The sequence below is a fragment of the Pseudomonas sp. ZT5P21 genome (assembly GCF_054897785.1).
On the sequence record NZ_CM142705.1, the window covers coordinates 5,028,002 to 5,044,510 of the forward strand.

General features: G+C 60.5%; 17 protein-coding genes. 4 read left to right on the forward strand and 13 right to left on the reverse strand.

From position 1 onward, the window contains the following. Positions 1–20 precede the first annotated feature (20 nt). From holA to ACYZT9_RS23405, 3 genes are all read left to right on the forward strand, one after another. Complete coding sequence (gene holA, locus ACYZT9_RS23395; RefSeq protein WP_462007622.1) at positions 21–1,058, forward strand: DNA polymerase III subunit delta; 1,038 nt, start codon at positions 21–23, stop codon at positions 1,056–1,058. Positions 1,059–1,288: 230 nt separating this feature from the next. Beyond that, positions 1,289–1,453, forward strand: coding sequence for an alternative ribosome rescue factor ArfA (gene arfA, locus ACYZT9_RS23400; protein WP_461953080.1), 165 nt, complete (start codon positions 1,289–1,291; stop codon positions 1,451–1,453). A 62-nt stretch (positions 1,454–1,515) separates the two neighbouring features. Next, on the forward strand, positions 1,516–2,838 hold the full coding sequence (locus ACYZT9_RS23405) for a lytic murein transglycosylase (protein WP_462007623.1): 1,323 nt from the start codon (positions 1,516–1,518) through the stop codon (positions 2,836–2,838). A gap of 79 nt (positions 2,839–2,917) precedes the next feature. Here ACYZT9_RS23405 and ACYZT9_RS23410 read toward each other — a convergent pair whose 3' ends face one another. The 13 genes from ACYZT9_RS23410 to ACYZT9_RS23470 form a co-directional block, all read right to left on the reverse strand. Further along, a complete protein-coding gene (locus ACYZT9_RS23410) occupies positions 2,918–3,868 on the reverse strand; it encodes a S66 peptidase family protein (RefSeq protein WP_462007624.1) in 951 nt (316 codons plus the stop codon). Positions 3,869–4,044: 176 nt separating this feature from the next. After that, complete coding sequence (lipA, locus tag ACYZT9_RS23415; RefSeq protein WP_007946663.1) at positions 4,045–5,067, reverse strand: lipoyl synthase; 1,023 nt, start codon at positions 5,065–5,067, stop codon at positions 4,045–4,047. A 1-nt stretch (position 5,068) separates the two neighbouring features. Beyond that, positions 5,069–5,716, reverse strand: coding sequence for a lipoyl(octanoyl) transferase LipB (gene lipB / locus ACYZT9_RS23420; protein ID WP_462007625.1), 648 nt, complete (start codon positions 5,714–5,716; stop codon positions 5,069–5,071). Further along, on the reverse strand, positions 5,716–5,991 hold the full coding sequence (locus ACYZT9_RS23425) for a DUF493 domain-containing protein (RefSeq protein ID WP_462007626.1): 276 nt from the start codon (positions 5,989–5,991) through the stop codon (positions 5,716–5,718). Before ACYZT9_RS23425 ends, lipB begins: the two co-directional genes overlap by 1 nt. An 80-nt stretch (positions 5,992–6,071) precedes the next feature. Further along, the gene (locus ACYZT9_RS23430; RefSeq protein ID WP_462007627.1) at positions 6,072–7,229 is read right to left on the reverse strand and encodes a D-alanyl-D-alanine carboxypeptidase family protein; all 1,158 of its coding nucleotides are present in this window, start codon (positions 7,227–7,229) and stop codon (positions 6,072–6,074) included. A gap of 182 nt (positions 7,230–7,411) precedes the next feature. Beyond that, positions 7,412–8,425 carry a septal ring lytic transglycosylase RlpA family protein gene (locus ACYZT9_RS23435; RefSeq protein WP_462007628.1) on the reverse strand — a complete coding sequence of 338 codons (1,014 nt, stop codon included), beginning with the start codon at positions 8,423–8,425 and terminating at the stop codon, positions 7,412–7,414. Continuing rightward, entirely contained in the window at positions 8,425–9,435 is a 1,011-nt protein-coding gene (gene mltB, locus ACYZT9_RS23440) for a lytic murein transglycosylase B (protein WP_462007629.1), read from the reverse strand. The genes ACYZT9_RS23435 and mltB overlap by 1 nt, the downstream gene beginning before the upstream one ends. A gap of 17 nt (positions 9,436–9,452) precedes the next feature. Next, on the reverse strand, positions 9,453–10,556 hold the full coding sequence (gene rodA, locus ACYZT9_RS23445) for a rod shape-determining protein RodA (RefSeq protein ID WP_462010279.1): 1,104 nt from the start codon (positions 10,554–10,556) through the stop codon (positions 9,453–9,455). A 31-nt stretch (positions 10,557–10,587) separates the two neighbouring features. Further along, a complete protein-coding gene (mrdA, locus tag ACYZT9_RS23450) occupies positions 10,588–12,483 on the reverse strand; it encodes a penicillin-binding protein 2 (RefSeq protein ID WP_462007630.1) in 1,896 nt (631 codons plus the stop codon). Positions 12,484–12,492: 9 nt separating this feature from the next. Continuing rightward, a complete protein-coding gene (gene rlmH / locus ACYZT9_RS23455; RefSeq protein WP_007937439.1) occupies positions 12,493–12,960 on the reverse strand; it encodes a 23S rRNA (pseudouridine(1915)-N(3))-methyltransferase RlmH in 468 nt (155 codons plus the stop codon). 9 nt (positions 12,961–12,969) lie between these two features. Next, complete coding sequence (rsfS, locus tag ACYZT9_RS23460; RefSeq protein ID WP_462007631.1) at positions 12,970–13,464, reverse strand: ribosome silencing factor; 495 nt, start codon at positions 13,462–13,464, stop codon at positions 12,970–12,972. 72 nt (positions 13,465–13,536) lie between these two features. After that, the gene (gene nadD, locus ACYZT9_RS23465) at positions 13,537–14,226 is read right to left on the reverse strand and encodes a nicotinate-nucleotide adenylyltransferase (RefSeq protein WP_462007632.1); all 690 of its coding nucleotides are present in this window, start codon (positions 14,224–14,226) and stop codon (positions 13,537–13,539) included. A gap of 1 nt (position 14,227) precedes the next feature. Next, positions 14,228–15,499, reverse strand: a complete 1,272-nt coding sequence (locus ACYZT9_RS23470) for a glutamate-5-semialdehyde dehydrogenase (RefSeq protein ID WP_462007634.1) — start codon at positions 15,497–15,499, stop codon at positions 14,228–14,230. 177 nt (positions 15,500–15,676) lie between these two features. Between ACYZT9_RS23470 and ACYZT9_RS23475 the strand changes: the two genes are divergently transcribed. Next, positions 15,677–16,375, forward strand: a complete 699-nt coding sequence (locus ACYZT9_RS23475) for a DNA-3-methyladenine glycosylase (RefSeq protein WP_462007635.1) — start codon at positions 15,677–15,679, stop codon at positions 16,373–16,375. Positions 16,376–16,509: the final 134 nt, after the last annotated feature.

Here is a 16,509-nt window from a genome sequence, read left to right on the forward strand (position 1 = left end):
CGCCCCGTTCGGCCTCTCCTATGAAACTCGCCCCCACCCAACTCGCCAAGCACCTGCAAGGCACACTCGCGCCTGTCTATGTCATCAGTGGCGACGACCCGCTGCTTTGCCAGGAAGCCGCGGACGCGATTCGCGCAGCCGCTCGTAAACAGGGTTTCGACGAACGGCAGGTGTTCGCCGCCGACGCCAGTTTCGACTGGGGAACGTTGCTGCAAGCCGGCGCAAGCATGTCGTTGTTCGCTGAAAAACGCCTGTTGGAGCTGCGTCTGCCGTCCGGTAAACCCGGTGACAAAGGGGCGGCCGCGTTCATCGAGTATTGCTCGCGACCGGCTGAAGACACCGTGTTGCTGATCAGCCTGCCGAAACTCGACGGCAGCGCGCAGAAAACCAAGTGGGGCAAGGCACTGGTCGAAGGTCAGTACACCCAGTTCGTGCAAATCTGGCCGGTGGATGCTAACCAGTTGCCGAGCTGGATCCGCCAGCGCCTGTCCCAGGCCGGGCTCTCCGCCAGCCAGGACGCCGTCGAACTGATCGCCGCGCGCGTCGAAGGCAACCTGCTGGCCGCCGCCCAGGAAATTGAAAAGCTCAAACTGATGGCCGAAGACGGCCAGATCACCGTCGAGACCGTGCAAGCGGCGGTGGCCGACAGTGCGCGCTTCGATGTCTTTGGTTTGACCGATGCGATTCTCAACGGTGAAGCAGCGCACGCGCTGCGCATGCTCGAAGGCTTGCGCGGCGAAGGGGTTGAACCGCCGGTGATTCTCTGGGCACTGGCCCGTGAACTGCGCCTCTTGGCCAACTTGTCGCTGCAATACAGTCAAGGCGTACCGCTGGACAAAGCCTTCAGCTCGGCCCGACCGCCGATCTGGGACAAACGCAAACCGCTGATGAGCAAAGCCCTGCAACGCTACTCGGCGCAACGCTGGGCGCAGCTGTTACTGGAAGCGCAGCGCATCGACGCACAGATCAAAGGCCAGGCGGCCGGTTCGCCATGGATGAGTTTGAGTCGGTTGTCGTTGTTGATGGCTGGCCAGAGATTGTCGTTGCCCGCAGAGTAAGGCTTTCGACCACATTGCGACGGTTCACTGTAGGAGCGAGCTTGCTCGCGAAGGACGTCAACGATGATGCGGGCATCCTGACAGCCCACAGTGCCCTCGGCTTCTTCGCGAGCAAGCTCGCTCCTACAGCGAAGGCGTCCGAAAGGTCCTACACAATGCGGGGACTAGACAGAACCCCAACTTCGGCCGATGATTTGCCTCGCAAAACCCACTCACTTGCGAGAATCATCATGAGCAAAAAGCCATCCAGGAATGGCCACAACAAGGCCAAATCCATCATCGCCCAGCCACTGTTCCGCAGCCGTCAGGAACGAGCCGGCAAGGGCAAAGGCAGCTACCGCCGCGAAGCCTTCCAGTCTGACAACTGGGAGGCTTCTTACTTTCTGGCGGCCTGAAAGGCAAGCCAGCGCTCAACATGTTAAGGTCTGCACCTGATTCGTTTTCCCTGGACCCGTGCATGCCCTTTTGTATTTCCCGTCGTTGGCCCTTGCGCCAATTGATAGCTGCTTCCAGCCTCGTTCTGCTAGTCGCCTGCGCGGAAAAACCGACCGCCGCCGACGCCCAACCGCTTCAGACCCTTCCCGTCGCGACAGCCCCAGCGGTGATTCCGCCCGTGGTGCCGACCGGTGAAAACCTCGACCTCCAGCCCACCCAGACCTTCGCCGAATGGCAGGCGGGTTTCCGCAAGGATGCGCTGGCCGCCGGCATTCGCGCCGACCTGTTTGATCGCGCCTTCGCCAATGTCAGCGTGGACACCAGCGTGATCCGCGCCGACCGCAGCCAGCCGGAATTTTCTCGCCCGGTGTGGGAATACCTCGACGGCGCCCTGTCGCCGCTGCGTGTGCGCAAAGGTCAGGCGCTGGTCAGCCAGTACGCCGACGTCCTGCAAAGCATCGAACAGCGCTATGGCGTCGATCGTCAGGTACTGGTCTCGGTGTGGGGCATGGAGAGTAACTTCGGTCAGTTCCAGGGCAGCAAATCGGTGATCAACTCCCTGGCGACCCTGGCCTACGAAGGCCGGCGCCCTGGCTTCGCCCATGCGCAATTGATCGCGGCCCTGCAGATCCTGCAACAGGGCGACATTGCACCAGAGAAAATGCTCGGCTCCTGGGCCGGCGCCATGGGCCAGACCCAGTTCATCCCGACCACCTACAACACCCATGCCGTGGACTTCGATGGCGACGGTCGCCGCGACATCTGGGGCAGTTCCGCCGACGCCCTGGCCTCGACCGCACACTACCTGCAAAGCTCTGGCTGGCAAAAAGGTCAGCCGTGGGGCTTCGAAGTTCAGCTCCCGGGCAACTTCAACTACGTGTTGGCCGATGGCACGATCCGCAAGAGTGTCGCGCAATGGCGGCAACTGGGCGTGACGCTGCCTAACGGCGGACAGGTTCCAGCGGGCTCCGAACATCTGTCTGCGGCGCTGTTGCTGCCGGCGGGTTATCGCGGCCCGGCTTTCCTGGTACTCGACAACTTCCGTGCGATCCTCAAGTACAACAACTCCTCGTCCTACGCACTGGCCGTCAGTTTGTTGTCCGAGCGTTTCAACGGCGCGGGCCTGATCAACGGCGCCTGGCCGAAGGATGATCTGCCGCTGAGCCGTTCCGAGCGGATCGAGTTGCAAAATCTGCTGAGTGCGCAGAAATACGATGCGGGCACAGCCGATGGCATCATTGGCGCCAACACTCGCAAGGCCATCCGCAGTGCGCAGCAGTCGTTTGGCTGGCCGGCGGACGGGTATCCGACGCACAAGTTGCTCGAAGGCCTGCGTAACCGATAGTCAGTTGAATGGCTGATACCGCCTTCGTCGGATCGCCGGGCGGCGATCCGACGAAGGCGGACTGTCAGGCGATGAACATCTAAGCCTTGATCACAACATCCTGCTCCAACACCAACTCCTTATTCCCCGCATCCAGCCTCACCAACGCCCCCATCGGCAACGTCAGGTTCGGATCGCAATGCCCGCTGCGCCACCCGGCCAGCACCGGAATGCGCAACGGCTCAAAGGTCTGTTTGAGCAATCGCGCCAGCGCAACCGAATCAACCCCGGCCACATCCCCCACCAGAACCCCACGCAATTTGCCCAGCGTCCCCGCGAGCCGAAGCTGAGTCAGCAGCCGATCAACGCGATACAACGGCTCGTTGATGTCCTCGATGAACAGGATGACGCCCTCGGCATCCATTTCGTAAGGCGTGCCCATGGTTGCGGCAATCATCGCCAGATTGCCGCCCAGCAAGCGGCCGTGAGCGATTCCAGGCTCGATGGTGGTCAATGGGTAGGCCACCGGGTGCGTCAACACATTGCCCGCCTTCACCTGCCCTCTGAGCATGTTGAAAAACGAGGCCTCGGTAGGCTTTTGCTTGTCACCCAACAGGTCAGCATTGAGCAACGGACCATGAAAGGTCACGAAACCCGCGTAACGGCTGATCGCCAGGTGCAGTGCAGTAACGTCGCTGTAGCCGATAAACGGCTTGGCGTTGTTTTGGAGCAACTCGAAATCGATGCGATCGAGCAAACGCGGTGTGCCGTAACCGCCGCGCAGACAAATGATTGCATCGACTTCACAGTCGGCAAACGCCGCGTGCAGGTCATTGAGGCGTACGTCGTCACTGCCGGCCAGGTAGCCGTCCTGCTCGTAGACACCGGGAAAAATTCGCAGCGCGTAACCGCGAGCCCGCATCCAGGCGACGGCTTTGTCCGTGTCCAGCGGCGCGGGGCCGGCGGGTGCGATCACGCCGATCAGCCCTTCCCGAGGCAAGGCCGGAACCGGCGTATGTGGAAACAATGTGTGGGTCGGTCGAACGGTCATCCATGAATCTCCCAGCGCGAAATCTTCAACACACAGTAGTCAGGAACGGGGACAAACAGAAGAGGGTCAGTCGCACCGCAGGTTGCAGGAAAAAACGGTGATCGGCGTAGGCAAGGCGAAAAAATGCCCGCAAAGCCGGAAAGCCGTGCAGGCATTTTGTTTGTCTCACCGCGTGGTCAGGACGACATCAGCTCGGCTTTGACCAGTTTCGCCTGCTCGTCAGCGTGGTACGAGGAACGAACCAACGGGCCGGAAGCGACATTCTTGAAGCCCATTTTATAACCCTCCTCGGCGAACCAGGCGAAGGTGTCCGGGTGCACGAAACGCTGCACCGGCAAGTGACTGCGGGACGGTTGCAGGTACTGGCCCAAAGTCAGCATGTCGATGTCGTGTTCGCGCATGCGCTTCATGACTTCGATGACTTCTTCGTCGGTCTCGCCCAGACCCAACATCAGACCGGACTTGGTCGGAATGTGCGGCATCATCTGCTTGAAGCGTTGCAACAGGGTCAGTGACCACTGGTAATCCGAACCCGGACGCGCAGCCTTGTACAGGCGCGGCACGGTTTCCAGATTGTGGTTGAACACATCCGGCGGCTCGGCAGCGGTGATTTCCAGCGCGACGTCCATACGGCCACGGTAATCCGGGACCAGGGTTTCCAGTTGCACGTTCGGCGACAGTTTGCGGATCTCGCGGATGCAGTCGGCAAAGTGCTGGGCACCACCGTCACGCAGGTCGTCGCGGTCCACCGAGGTGATCACAACGTATTTCAATTTCAGGTCGGCGATGGCGATGGCCAGGCTTTCCGGCTCATTGACGTCCAATGGTTTCGGACGTCCGTGGCCAACGTCACAGAACGGGCAGCGACGGGTGCAGATGTCGCCCATGATCATGAACGTCGCGGTACCGCCGGAGAAGCACTCGCCCAGGTTCGGGCAGGACGCTTCTTCGCACACGCTGTGCAGCTTGTGTTTGCGCAGCAGGGCCTTGATGCGGTCGACCTCCGGGGAAACCGGGATGCGCACGCGGATCCAGTCGGGTTTCTTTGGCAGTTCGGTAGTCGGGATGATCTTCACCGGGATGCGTGCAACCTTCTCGGCGCCGCGCAGCTTGACGCCGGCTTCAACCTTGGCACGCGGGGCCGGACGCTCGGTGACATCCAGCGTCGGGATCATGGTTTGCACTGCATCAGTAGTCATATCAGTCGATTCCGCCCGTTAGGGTCGTCTGCTCAGCATAGTCGAGGTGTTTGACGAGCTGCGCGCGCAGCCGGGCACTTACCTCGGCAAATTCAATCGATCCTGCGTGATCACTTAGCTGGGTCATCGCCAGCCCGGCGTAGCCGCAGGGATTTATCCGTCGAAACGGTTCCAGGTCCATGTCCACGTTCAGGGCCAGGCCATGAAAGGAGCAACCGTGGCGGATCCGCAAACCCAACGATGCGATTTTCGCCCCGTCGACGTAAACACCCGGCGCATCCGGCTTGGCCGCGGCAGTGACGCCGTAACTGGCCAGCAACTCGATCAGGCAATGTTCCATGCGGGTGACCAGGTCACGCACGCCGAAACCGAGCTTGCGGACGTCGAGCAACAGGTAAGCCACCAACTGGCCGGGGCCGTGATAAGTCACCTGACCACCGCGGTCGACCTGAACCACTGGAATATCTCCCGGCAGCAGCAGGTGCTCGGCCTTGCCGGCCTGGCCTTGAGTGAACACCGGCGGGTGCTCCACGAGCCAGATCTCGTCGGCGGCATCGTTGCCGCGTTCGTTGGTGAAGCGCTGCATGGCATGCCAGACCGGCTCGTACGCCATCTGGCCGAGTTCGCGAAAGCCCAGCGTGCCAGACATCACAGCACCATGTGCACGAAACCGGTAGCCCGCAACTCGCTATTGATGTCGTACAGCTGGTCTTGGCCGGTGGCGATGATATGCAGCTGGATGGTGGTGTACTTGCCGTTGCTGCTCTGGCGTTCGTCCACCTTCTCATCGTTGATCGTCGCGTGCTTCCTGACGATATCGATGATCTTTTGCTTGATGTCCACAATGGTGTCGCCGATCACTTTGATCGGGTAATCATTGGCGGGGAATTCGATCTTTGGCGCCTTTACTTCGGTGTCTGTCATGGCGTAACGGCCTCGTAAGCCGTGGCAACGGACATGGCCCCGCTCCGGATTGGAGCGGGGCCATGAGAGTCCACACTAATTCAGTTGAACAAGCCGTAGAAGAATAGACGGATGCTATCCCACATGCGACGGAAGATACCACCCTCGTCGACCGCGTCCAGAGCGATCAGGTCAGCGCTGTGCACCACCTTGTCGTCCAGTTTCACTTCGACTTTACCGATCACGTCGCCCTTGGCGATTGGCGCAACCAGTTGCGGGCTCATGGTCATGCTGGCGGCGAGCTTTTTCAGCTGGCCTTTTGGCAGGGTCATGGTCAGGTCTTGAGCCAGGCCGGCCTTGACTTGATTGGTGCTGCCCTTCCAGACAGGGGCCTGAGCCAGCTCGGCACCCTTCTGATAGAAGGTCTGGGTTTCGAAGAAACGGAAACCGTAGGTCAGCAGCTTCTGGGTTTCCGATGCACGAGCCACTTCGCTGTTAGTGCCGAACACCACAGCGATCAGGCGCATGCCATCACGTACAGCTGAAGACACCATGCAGTAGCCGGCTTCGTCGGTGTGGCCGGTTTTCAGACCGTCGACGGTCTTGTCGCGCCACAGCAGCAGGTTGCGGTTAGGTTGCTTGATGCCGTTCCAGAAGAACTCTTTCTGCGAGTAGATCGCGTAGTGAGCCGGGTCTTCGTGGATGATCGCGCGAGCCAGCACGGCCATGTCGTGAGCCGACGAGTAGTGCTCAGGGTTCGGCAGACCGGTCGGGTTCATGAAGTGGCTGTTGGTCATGCCCAGGTCGGCCACGGTTTTGTTCATCATATCGGCGAAGGCATCCTCGCTGCCGGCGATGTGCTCGGCGAGCGCAACACTGGCGTCGTTGCCCGACTGAATGATGATGCCGTGCAGCAGATCGCTGACAGTCACTTGCGTACCGACCTTGATGAACATCCGCGAACCGCCGGTGCGCCAGGCGTTTTCGCTGACGGTCACCGGATCGTTTTCGCCGATCTGGCCACGACGGATTTCCAGGGTCGCGATGTACGCGGTCATCAGCTTGGTCAGGCTGGCAGGCGGCAGACGCTGGTCACCGTTGTTCTCGACCAGCACGTTGCCGCTGCTGGCATCCATGAGCACATAGGCTTTGGCGGCCAGTTGTGGCGGCGACGGCATCATCTCGACCGCGAAGGCGGCAGGCGAAAGGAGCAGCGGGACTAGAAGGCACAGGCGTTTGGCAAAGGTGGTGATGTTCATCCGTCTCTCGAAATCGCTAATGGAAACTGCCCGAAGGCAAAACTAATCAGACAGCTTTCTAACGAGCTGTCGCGTGTTCAGTCGTTCACTCAGAACCCTTGCCGGGCTTTTGTTCTTCAACGAGCCAACAACCAGGTTCACCCCCAAAAACCGCAAGTGAACCGTCAATCAAGTACTACGTATTACTCGGCGGTGACCACGCTCGGCGAACCGAGATTGGCCAGGCGCACGCTGTTCTGCACTTGCTGGATTTCACCCGGCGAGCCGATCGGCCCCAGGCGCACCCGATGCAGTGTCTGTTGATTGCGCACGATCGAGCTGATGAACACCGGAGCGCTCACCATCCCGCTGAGCTTCGATCTCAGGAGTTCTGCAGCGTCCGGGTTGGCGAACGCGCCCACCTGCAGATACTGGCCAGAGGCTGGTGCAGAAGCGTTTTTTTTTGCATCGATTTGCATGGGCACGACGGCCGCTGCGTGTTGCTGCGGCGGTGGCGTCCATTGTTCGACAGTGCCGGCCGAAGCGGTAATCGTCGGCGCCGTATTTTGCGCGACTTGCGGCTCGTTGAGCATCAAAGGCGCCGGACGGCCTTTGGCCGCCCACCATTGTTGAGGATCGATGCCTTCCACCTTGACCCGCGCAGTACCGGTTTCGGCATAGCCGAGTTTCTTGGCTGCGGCGTAGGACAAATCGATAATGCGATCCGAATAAAACGGCCCGCGATCATTGACCCGCAAAATCACTGACTTGTTATTGTCCAGGTTGGTCACCCGAACGTAACTTGGCAGTGGCAAGGTCTTGTGAGCGGCACTCATGCCATACAGGTCATACACCTCGCCATTGGCGGTGTTCTGACCGTGGAACTTGGTGCCGTACCAGGACGCCGTGCCCGAGGCGACGTAGCTCTTGGATTCCTGCTGCGGGAAGTAAGTCTTGCCCAGTACCGTGTACGGGTTGGCTTTATAAGGACCGGTGTGCAAGGTCGGCGTGGCATCCGGGATGCGCGATACGTCGACGTCCCACCACGGTGCGCCATCTTTGTGGGCGCGGTTGATATCCAGCCCTGGCGCCGAGCGCACGGCGGTGGAAGAAGGTTTCTGTGTCGGCGAGCGGCTGGTCGAACAACTGGCGACCAGCACCGCCAACGCGGCGAATGCCATCAGCTTCAGGGGTTTATTCATAGGCAATGCCCGCATTACTTGACGCCCCGTGCTTGAACCAGCTGTTCAGACAGTTGATGTACGGCCATGGCGTACATCACGCTGCGGTTATATCGCGTGATCGCGTAAAAATTCGTCAGGCCCATCCAGTATTCAGGGCCATTGTCACCTTCCAGGCGGAATGCCGTGACCGGCATATCATCGCGTAGCGCATCATGACTTGACCACCCCAGCGCCCGCAACTCCCCGACGGTTTTAGTCGGCTCGATACCGGTGGTCAAACCTTCGTCCACCTGCCCGCCACGTACATCGGCGCGGCTGACCACCGGCTCGCCGGCCATCCAGCCGTGACGCTTGAAATAACTGGCAACGCTGCCGATGGCATCGTTCGGGTTGGTCCAGATATTAATGTGGCCGTCACCGTCGAAATCCACCGCATAGGCGCGGAAACTGCTCGGCATGAACTGCGGCAAGCCCATCGCCCCGGCGTAGGAGCCTTTGAGGGTCAGCGGATCGACCTGCTCTTCCCGGGCCAGCAGCAGGAATTCACGCAATTCCTTGCGGAAGAATTCGGCACGGGGAGGATAGTCGAAACCCAGGGTCGACAAAGCGTCGATCACCCGGAAATTACCGGTATTACGGCCGAAAAAGGTCTCAACGCCGATGATCGAGACAATCACCTGGGCCGGCACACCGTATTCCTGCTCGGCACGGGCCAGTACCGCCTCGTGCTGACGCCAGAAATCCACGCCGCGGGCGATGCGCGCGTCAGTGATGAACATCGGGCGATACTCGTTCCACTGCTTGACCCGCTCTGCGGGTTTCGAGATCGCGTCGAGAATCGTCTGTTTGCGCTCGGCTTCGCGGAACACGCCCATCAGCTGTTCACCGGCAAAGCCGTAGTCGCGGGTCATTTCACCGACGAATTCGGCCACCTTGGGCGTGCCTTCGTAATCGCCGGCCAATGCGTCTTGCGCTGTGCCAAGGATGCTCACCAGGCCGACCCATGGCGCATATCGAGTCGCCCAGCCACGCATTACTAGCATTGAACTCTTCACCTTATTCAAACCTGTGCGATCCACTTACGATGGGTATGGATCGACATCAAAACCCCAAACGCTGACAGCAGCGTGACCAGCGAAGTTCCTCCGTAGCTAATGAACGGCAACGGCACCCCCACAACCGGCAACAGGCCACTGACCATACCGATGTTGACGAAAACGTAAACAAAAAACGTCATGGTGAGGGCGCCCGCGAGCAATTTGCCGAACAATGTCTGGGCCTGGGCGGTAATCACCAGCCCGCGGCCGATCAATAGCAGGTAAATCAGCAGCAGTGCGCAGATGCCCACCAGACCGAATTCCTCGCCCATCACCGCAATAATGAAGTCAGTGTGGCTTTCCGGCAGGAAGTCCAGGTGCGACTGGGTGCCCAGCAGCCAGCCCTTGCCGAACACGCCGCCGGAACCGATGGCGGCTTTAGACTGAATGATGTTCCAGCCAGTACCCAGCGGATCGCTTTCCGGATCGAGGAACGTCAGGATTCGCTGCTTCTGGTAGTCGTGCATGATGAAGTACCACATCGCCACGGCCACCGGCACGGCGGCGGCGAGCACGCTGAGAATCCAGCGCCAGCGCAGGCCACCCATAAACAGCACGAACGCACCGCCCGCGAGAATCAGCAACGAAGTACCGAGGTCGGGCTGGCGCACGATCAGGATGAACGGCAAACCGATCAGAAACAGACTGACGCCCACGTGCTTCAGCTGCGGCGGCAAGGTGCGTTTGGACAAATACCAGGCGATGGTGGCCGGCATCAGGATCTTCATGAACTCGGAAGGCTGGAAGCGAATCACCCCTGGAATGTTGATCCAGCGTGTGGCGCCCATGGCGTTGTGGCCCATGACGTCCACCACCACCAGCAACAGCACGCCGAGCACATAACCGACCGGTACCCAGCGCGCCATGAAGCGCGGCTCGAACTGGGCGATGACGATCATCGACACCAGGCCGATGCCGAACGACGTGGCTTGTTTGGCCAACAGATCCCAGCTCTTGCCGCTGGCCGAATAGAGCACGAACAGGCTGCCGGCGGCGAGGGTCAGCAGCAGGATCAGCAACGGGCCATCGATGTGCATGCGTTGCAGCAGCGTCGCCCGGCGACGCATCACATCCTCGCTGGAGAGAATGCGATCGAAATTATTCTTCACGGGCCGTAGCCTCCGCACTGATAGGGCTGGCGTATTCGGCTTTGAGATGGCCGTCCTGATCGAGGAGCCAGGCGTCCATGACCTGGCGCACCACCGGCGCGGCAACGCCGGAACCGGATTCGCCGTTCTCGACCATCACCGACACCACGATTTTCGGGTTGTCGGCTGGCGCGAAGCCGACGAACAAGGCGTGGTCGCGATGGCGTTCCTGAACCTTGGAGCGGTCGTACTTCTCACCCTGCTTGATCGCGACCACCTGGGCCGTACCACTTTTGCCGGCGATGCGGTATTGCGCGCCGATCGCCGCTTTGCGTGCCGTGCCCCGCGCCCCGTGCATGACCTGTTGCATGCCGTGGTTGACCTTGGTCCAGTCCGACGGATCGCGCAGAACGATGTTCGGCATCGGATTGTCATCTTTGGGCCTTTCGCCCTCGACGGTCTTGGCTAGGTGCGGACGGTTCCACACGCCTTTGCTGGCCACTAGCGCCGTGGCTTGGGCCAGTTGCAGCGGCGTGGATTGCATGTAGCCCTGACCGATCCCGAGGATCAGCGTTTCGCCCGGGAACCAGGCCTGGCGACGTGTCGCGCGCTTCCATTCCCGTGTCGGCATCAACCCCGGCGACTCTTCGAACATGTCCAGCGACACCTTCTGGCCGATGCCGAATTTGCTCATGTAGGCCGACAGCCGATCAATCCCCAGTTTGTGCGCGAGATCGTAGAAGTAGGTGTCGTTTGACCGCATGATCGCCGTGTCCAGATCGACATAGCCATCACCGGTGCGGTTCCAGTTCCGGTATTTGTGATCGTAATTGGGCAACTGGTAATAGCCGGGGTCGTACACCCGGCTCGACGCCGTCACCACACCCGCGTCCAGACCGGCAACCGCCACCGCCGGTTTGATGGTCGAACCCGGCGGATACAGTCCGCGCAGCACGCGGTTGAACAGCGGCCGGTCGATGGAGTCGCGCAACTCGGAGTAAGCCTTGAAGCTGATACCAGTGACGAACAGGTTCGGGTCGAAACTCGGCTGACTGACCATTGCCAGCACTTCGCCGGTCGCCGGGTCCAGCGCCACCACCGCGCCACGGCGACCGCCGAGTGCCGCTTCCGCGGCTTCCTGCAATTTGATGTCCAGGCTCAGGACAATGTCCTTGCCGGGAATCGGATCGGTGCGTTTGAGCACCCGCAACACGCGGCCTCGCGCATTGGTTTCGACTTCTTCGTAACCCACCTGACCGTGCAGCTCGGGCTCGTAGAACCGCTCGATGCCGGTCTTGCCGATGTGGTGGGTGCCGCTGTAATTGACCGGATCGAGGGACTTCAGCTCTTTCTCGTTGATTCGCCCCATGTAACCCACCGAGTGCGCAAAGTGCGCGCCCTGCGGGTAATGCCGCACCAGTTGCGCAACCACTTCAACACCCGGGAGGCGGAACTGGTTCACGGCGATGCGGGCGATCTGTTCTTCGGTCAGCTCGAACAGGATCGGCACCGGTTCGAATGGCCGACGCCCCTGGCGCATGCGTTTCTCGAAGATCACCCGATCCTCGGGCGTCATCTCCAGCACTTCGACGATCACGTCGAGCACTTGCTGCCAGTCGCCGGAACGCTCGCGGGTCATGCTCAGGCTGAAGCTTGGCCGGTTGTCGGCCACCACCACCCCATTACGGTCGAAGATCAGTCCACGGGTCGGCGGAATAGGCTGCACATGGACGCGGTTGTTTTCCGACAGGGTCGAGTGGTACTCGTACTGAATCACCTGCAGGAAATACAGGCGAGCGATCAGCACGCCGATAAGCAGCACCACCGCAATGGCCCCGAACACGACGCGGCCACGCACCAGACGGGCGTCTTTTTCGTGGTCCTTGATGCGGATCGGTTGGGACATGAGGCAGAACTACTTGTGGTAAGGGTGGCCGGACAAAACTGTCCAGGCACGGTACAGCTGTTCGCCGATCAGAATCCGCACCAGCGGGTGCGGCAACGTCAACGGCGACAACGACCAGCGCTGATCGGCCCGCGCACAGACTTCCGGCGCCAGCCCTTCGGGGCCGCCGACCATGAAATTCACCGTGCGCGAGTCGAGCCGCCAACGATCGAGTTCGACCGCCAACTGCTCGGTGCTCCAGGGCTTGCCGTGGACTTCGAGGGTGACAACGCGCTCGTTCGGCCCGACCTTGGCCAGCATGGCTTCGCCTTCCTGACGGATGAAGCGCGCCACGTCGGCGTTCTTGCCACGGGTATTGAGCGGTATTTCCACCAGTTCCAGCGCCAGCTCGGATGGAAGACGCTTGGCATATTCATGCCAGCCTTCTTCCACCCATTTGGGCATGCGTGAACCGACGGCGATCAGTCGCAGTCGCACAGCGTTCCCTTATTGCTGGTCTTTGTTGAGCTTGGTGAAATGCTCATGGGTGTTTTCCGGGCTGTGATGCGCGGCGCTGGCCGAACGGCTTTGCTCGGCACCGGCCCACAGGCGCTCCAGGTCATAGAACTGGCGAGCCGAGGCGGTCATCATGTGCACGATGACGTCATCCATATCCAGCAACACCCAGTCGCTGTCGCCCTTGCCTTCTTCACCCAGCGGCTTGACGCCTTGGGCTTTGACGGCCTCGCGGACCTTGTCCAGCATCGCGCCGATCTGGCGGTTGGATGTACCGGTGGCGATGATCATGAAGTCAGTGATGCTCTGCTTTTCACGAACGTCGATCACCTGAATGTCCTGGGCCTTGACGTCTTCCAGGGCCGCTACGGCAACCTTGACCAGTTCTTCGCCGACCAGCTCAGGGCCGGTTGCAGCTGCTACTGGCAGCGGGGCGCTCTTGAATGTGCCTTTGCGCTTTACTTTAGCTACGTCTTTATCAGTCATATAAAACTCGTTTTGCTCGTATGTTCGGCCGCTTCGATACACGCATTCACGTGCCTTGAAGCGCACCCTTTTTCAGTTCGACGCACGGTAGAGTCCGTGCGCATCGATGTAGGCCAGGACCGCGTCGGGCACCAGGAAACGTACCGACTTACCGCTGGCCAGCAGTTGACGGATCTGGGTGGCGGATACCGCGAGCGGCGTCTGCCAGACGAATGCAATCTGTCCGCTCGGCCCTTTGAGGGCCAGCGGGTCGCTCACCGAGCGCGCTGCCAGCAGGTTGCGCAAGGCATCCGGCGGTTCGCTGTCGGCATCCGGGCGTTGCAGCACCAGGATGTGGCAATGCTGGAGCAACTCTTCCCAGCGGTGCCAAGTAGGCAGGCCGCAAAACGCGTCCCAGCCCAAAAGTAGAAAAACCTGGTCTTGAGCAGCCAGTTCGGCGCGCATCAGTTCCAGGGTGTCGATGGTGTAGGACGGCTTGTCCCGCTGCAATTCGCGAGCATCCACCACCAACGGGGCCACACCGGCCACCGCGCACTCGACCATCGCCAGACGGTCCTTCGCCGACACCTGCGGCGTGCCACGATGAGGCGGCCTGGCACTGGGTGTCAGTCGTAACTCATCGAGCGCCAGCGATTCGGCGACTTCCAGCGCACCGCGCAAATGGCCGATGTGCACCGGGTCGAACGTCCCGCCCAGCATGCCGATACGTCGAGGCGCAGGTTCGCTGGCGGTTACCGGGGCCGACGGATTAAGGTCGCCCAAGTCAGACCAACGCCTGGCCGCGCAACTGGCCATCACCGACCACGATGTACTTCTCGCAGGTCAGGCCTTCGAGACCCACCGGGCCGCGGGCGTGCAGCTTATCAGTAGAAATGCCAATCTCGGCACCCAATCCGTATTCGAAGCCATCGGCAAAGCAGGTCGGGGTGTTGATCATCACCGACGACGAGTCGACTTCAGCCACGAAACGCCGGGTGTCGCCCTGGTGTTCGCTGACAATCGAATCGGTGTGATGAGAGCCGTACTTATTAATGTGCTCGATGGCCTGATCCAGACCGTCGACCACACGGATCGAGAGGATCGGCGCCAGGTATTCGGTGTTCCAGTCTTCTTCGGTGGCCACCGCGGCATCGATGATCGCCCGCGTACGTTCGCAACCACGCAGCTCCACGCCTTTTTCGCGGAACTGTGCAGTCATCGACGGCAGGAAATCTTTGGCAACGGTTTTATCCACCAACAGCGTCTCCATCGCACCGCAGATGCCATAACGGTACGTCTTGGCATTGAAAGCGATGCGCTGGGCTTTCGGCAAATCGGCGTGGGCACTGACATAAACGTGGCAGATGCCGTCCAGATGCTTGATGACCGGAACGCGTGCATCACGACTGACGCGCTCGATCAGGCCACGGCCGCCACGGGGCACGATGACGTCGACGTACTCCGGCATGGTGATCAGCGCGCCCACGGCGGCACGGTCAGTGGTTTCGACCACTTGAACCACCGCGGCCGGCAGACCGGCCTCGGCCAGACCGCGCTGGATGCAGGCGGCAATGGCACGGTTGGAATGAATCGCTTCGGAACCGCCACGCAAGATGGTCGCATTACCGGACTTCAGGCACAGACTGGCGGCATCGATCGTCACGTTGGGCCGGGATTCGTAAATGATCCCGATCACGCCCAGCGGCACGCGCATCTTGCCGACCTGAATCCCCGACGGACGGAAGCTCATGTCGCGAATGGCGCCGACCGGGTCCGGCAACGCTGCAACCTGACGCAGACCGACGATCATGCCGTCAATGCGCTCAGAGGTCAGTGCGAGGCGTTCGAGCAGTGCAGGCTCAAGACCATTGGCGCGGCCAGCGGCCAAATCCAGTTCATTGGCAGCTGCCAGCTCGGCGCGAGCGGCGTCCAGCGCATTGGCTGCAGCCTGCAAGGCGCGGTTTTTCTGCGCGGTGCTGGCACGGCCGATGAAGCGAGAAGCTTCGCGGGCTGCGCGACCCAAACGGGTCATGTAATCAAGAACGGACTCAGTCATCGTCTGCTGTGGTCTTGGTAAAGAGGAAAGCGGCAGATTATAGCTGTCACGTCCCTCGACTAACAGCGGTGACGGGCGGATGGTCGAAATGGAGGGCAATTTGCCGACGTTCAGCCGTGATTAAGCTGCAAATTGTTATCATCACGACTCAATCAGCTTTGATAAATGCCGTTCATCATGTCCAACCTGACTGTTCGTGCGACCGCTGCGGGCCCGCCCACCGGGCTACCGGACGCGTTTTTCGACCGGGATGCGCAAACGCTGGCCCGGGATTTACTCACTAAAGTCATCCGTCATCGAGTTGGTGAGCTGTGGCTCAGCGCCCGAATCATTGAGACCGAAGCCTATTACTTTGAAGAAAAAGGCAGCCATGCCTCTCTTGGCTACACAGAAAAGCGCAAGGCTTTGTTTCTTGATGGTGGCCATATCTATATGTATTACGCCCGTGGCGGCGATTCCCTGAACTTCAGCGCTCAAGGTCCGGGCAATGCGGTACTGATCAAATCCGGCTATCCATGGGTTGATGAACTCAGCGGGCCAGCGAGCCTGGCACAGATGCTGTTGAATAACCCGGATGCCCGGGGCCGGCCTCGCCCGCCTCAAAAACTTTGCGCCGGGCAAACACTACTGTGCAAGGCGCTGGGCCTGAAGGTGCCGGTCTGGGACGCCAAGCGCTTCGATCACGAGGTATTGCTCGTGGAAGATGTGGGCCCGGCGCCTGGCCATATCATTCAAACCACGCGGCTAGGTATCCCCCATGGGCGCGATGAGCATTTGATGTACCGCTTTGTCGATGCGGCTTACGCGCCGTTTTGCACACGGAACCCGCTGCGGAGGGGGCAGGTCGAAGGGCGGGATTATTTTTTGCTGACATAAGGTTGATTCAACGCGAATCAACTGTGGGAGCGGGCTTGCTCGCGAAAGCGGAGTGTCAGGCGACATCCACTTCGACTGTCAGTCCGCTTTCGCGAGCAAGCCCGCTCCCACAAGGGGACTGCGGTGTTTTATAG

Excerpts from the sequence above, each read along its gene's own strand:
- lipB (WP_462007625.1), bottom strand. The coding sequence starts at position 5,716 with ATGTCTGGCACGCTGGGCTTTCGCGAACTCGGCCAGATGGCGTACGAG.
- ACYZT9_RS23435 (WP_462007628.1), bottom strand. The coding sequence starts at position 8,425 with ATGCGGGCATTGCCTATGAATAAACCCCTGAAGCTGATGGCATTCGCC.
- mrdA (WP_462007630.1), bottom strand. The coding sequence starts at position 12,483 with ATGTCCCAACCGATCCGCATCAAGGACCACGAAAAAGACGCCCGTCTG.
- rsfS (WP_462007631.1), bottom strand. The coding sequence starts at position 13,464 with ATGACTGATAAAGACGTAGCTAAAGTAAAGCGCAAAGGCACATTCAAG.
- arfA (WP_461953080.1), top strand. The coding sequence starts at position 1,289 with ATGAGCAAAAAGCCATCCAGGAATGGCCACAACAAGGCCAAATCCATC.
- holA (WP_462007622.1), top strand. The coding sequence starts at position 21 with ATGAAACTCGCCCCCACCCAACTCGCCAAGCACCTGCAAGGCACACTC.
- lipA (WP_007946663.1), bottom strand. The coding sequence starts at position 5,067 with ATGACTACTGATGCAGTGCAAACCATGATCCCGACGCTGGATGTCACC.
- ACYZT9_RS23425 (WP_462007626.1), bottom strand. The coding sequence starts at position 5,991 with ATGACAGACACCGAAGTAAAGGCGCCAAAGATCGAATTCCCCGCCAAT.
- ACYZT9_RS23430 (WP_462007627.1), bottom strand. The coding sequence starts at position 7,229 with ATGAACATCACCACCTTTGCCAAACGCCTGTGCCTTCTAGTCCCGCTG.
- ACYZT9_RS23410 (WP_462007624.1), bottom strand. The coding sequence starts at position 3,868 with ATGACCGTTCGACCGACCCACACATTGTTTCCACATACGCCGGTTCCG.
- ACYZT9_RS23405 (WP_462007623.1), top strand. The coding sequence starts at position 1,516 with ATGCCCTTTTGTATTTCCCGTCGTTGGCCCTTGCGCCAATTGATAGCT.
- mltB (WP_462007629.1), bottom strand. The coding sequence starts at position 9,435 with ATGCTAGTAATGCGTGGCTGGGCGACTCGATATGCGCCATGGGTCGGC.
- rodA (WP_462010279.1), bottom strand. The coding sequence starts at position 10,556 with ATGCGTCGCCGGGCGACGCTGCTGCAACGCATGCACATCGATGGCCCG.
- ACYZT9_RS23470 (WP_462007634.1), bottom strand. The coding sequence starts at position 15,499 with ATGACTGAGTCCGTTCTTGATTACATGACCCGTTTGGGTCGCGCAGCC.
- ACYZT9_RS23475 (WP_462007635.1), top strand. The coding sequence starts at position 15,677 with ATGTCCAACCTGACTGTTCGTGCGACCGCTGCGGGCCCGCCCACCGGG.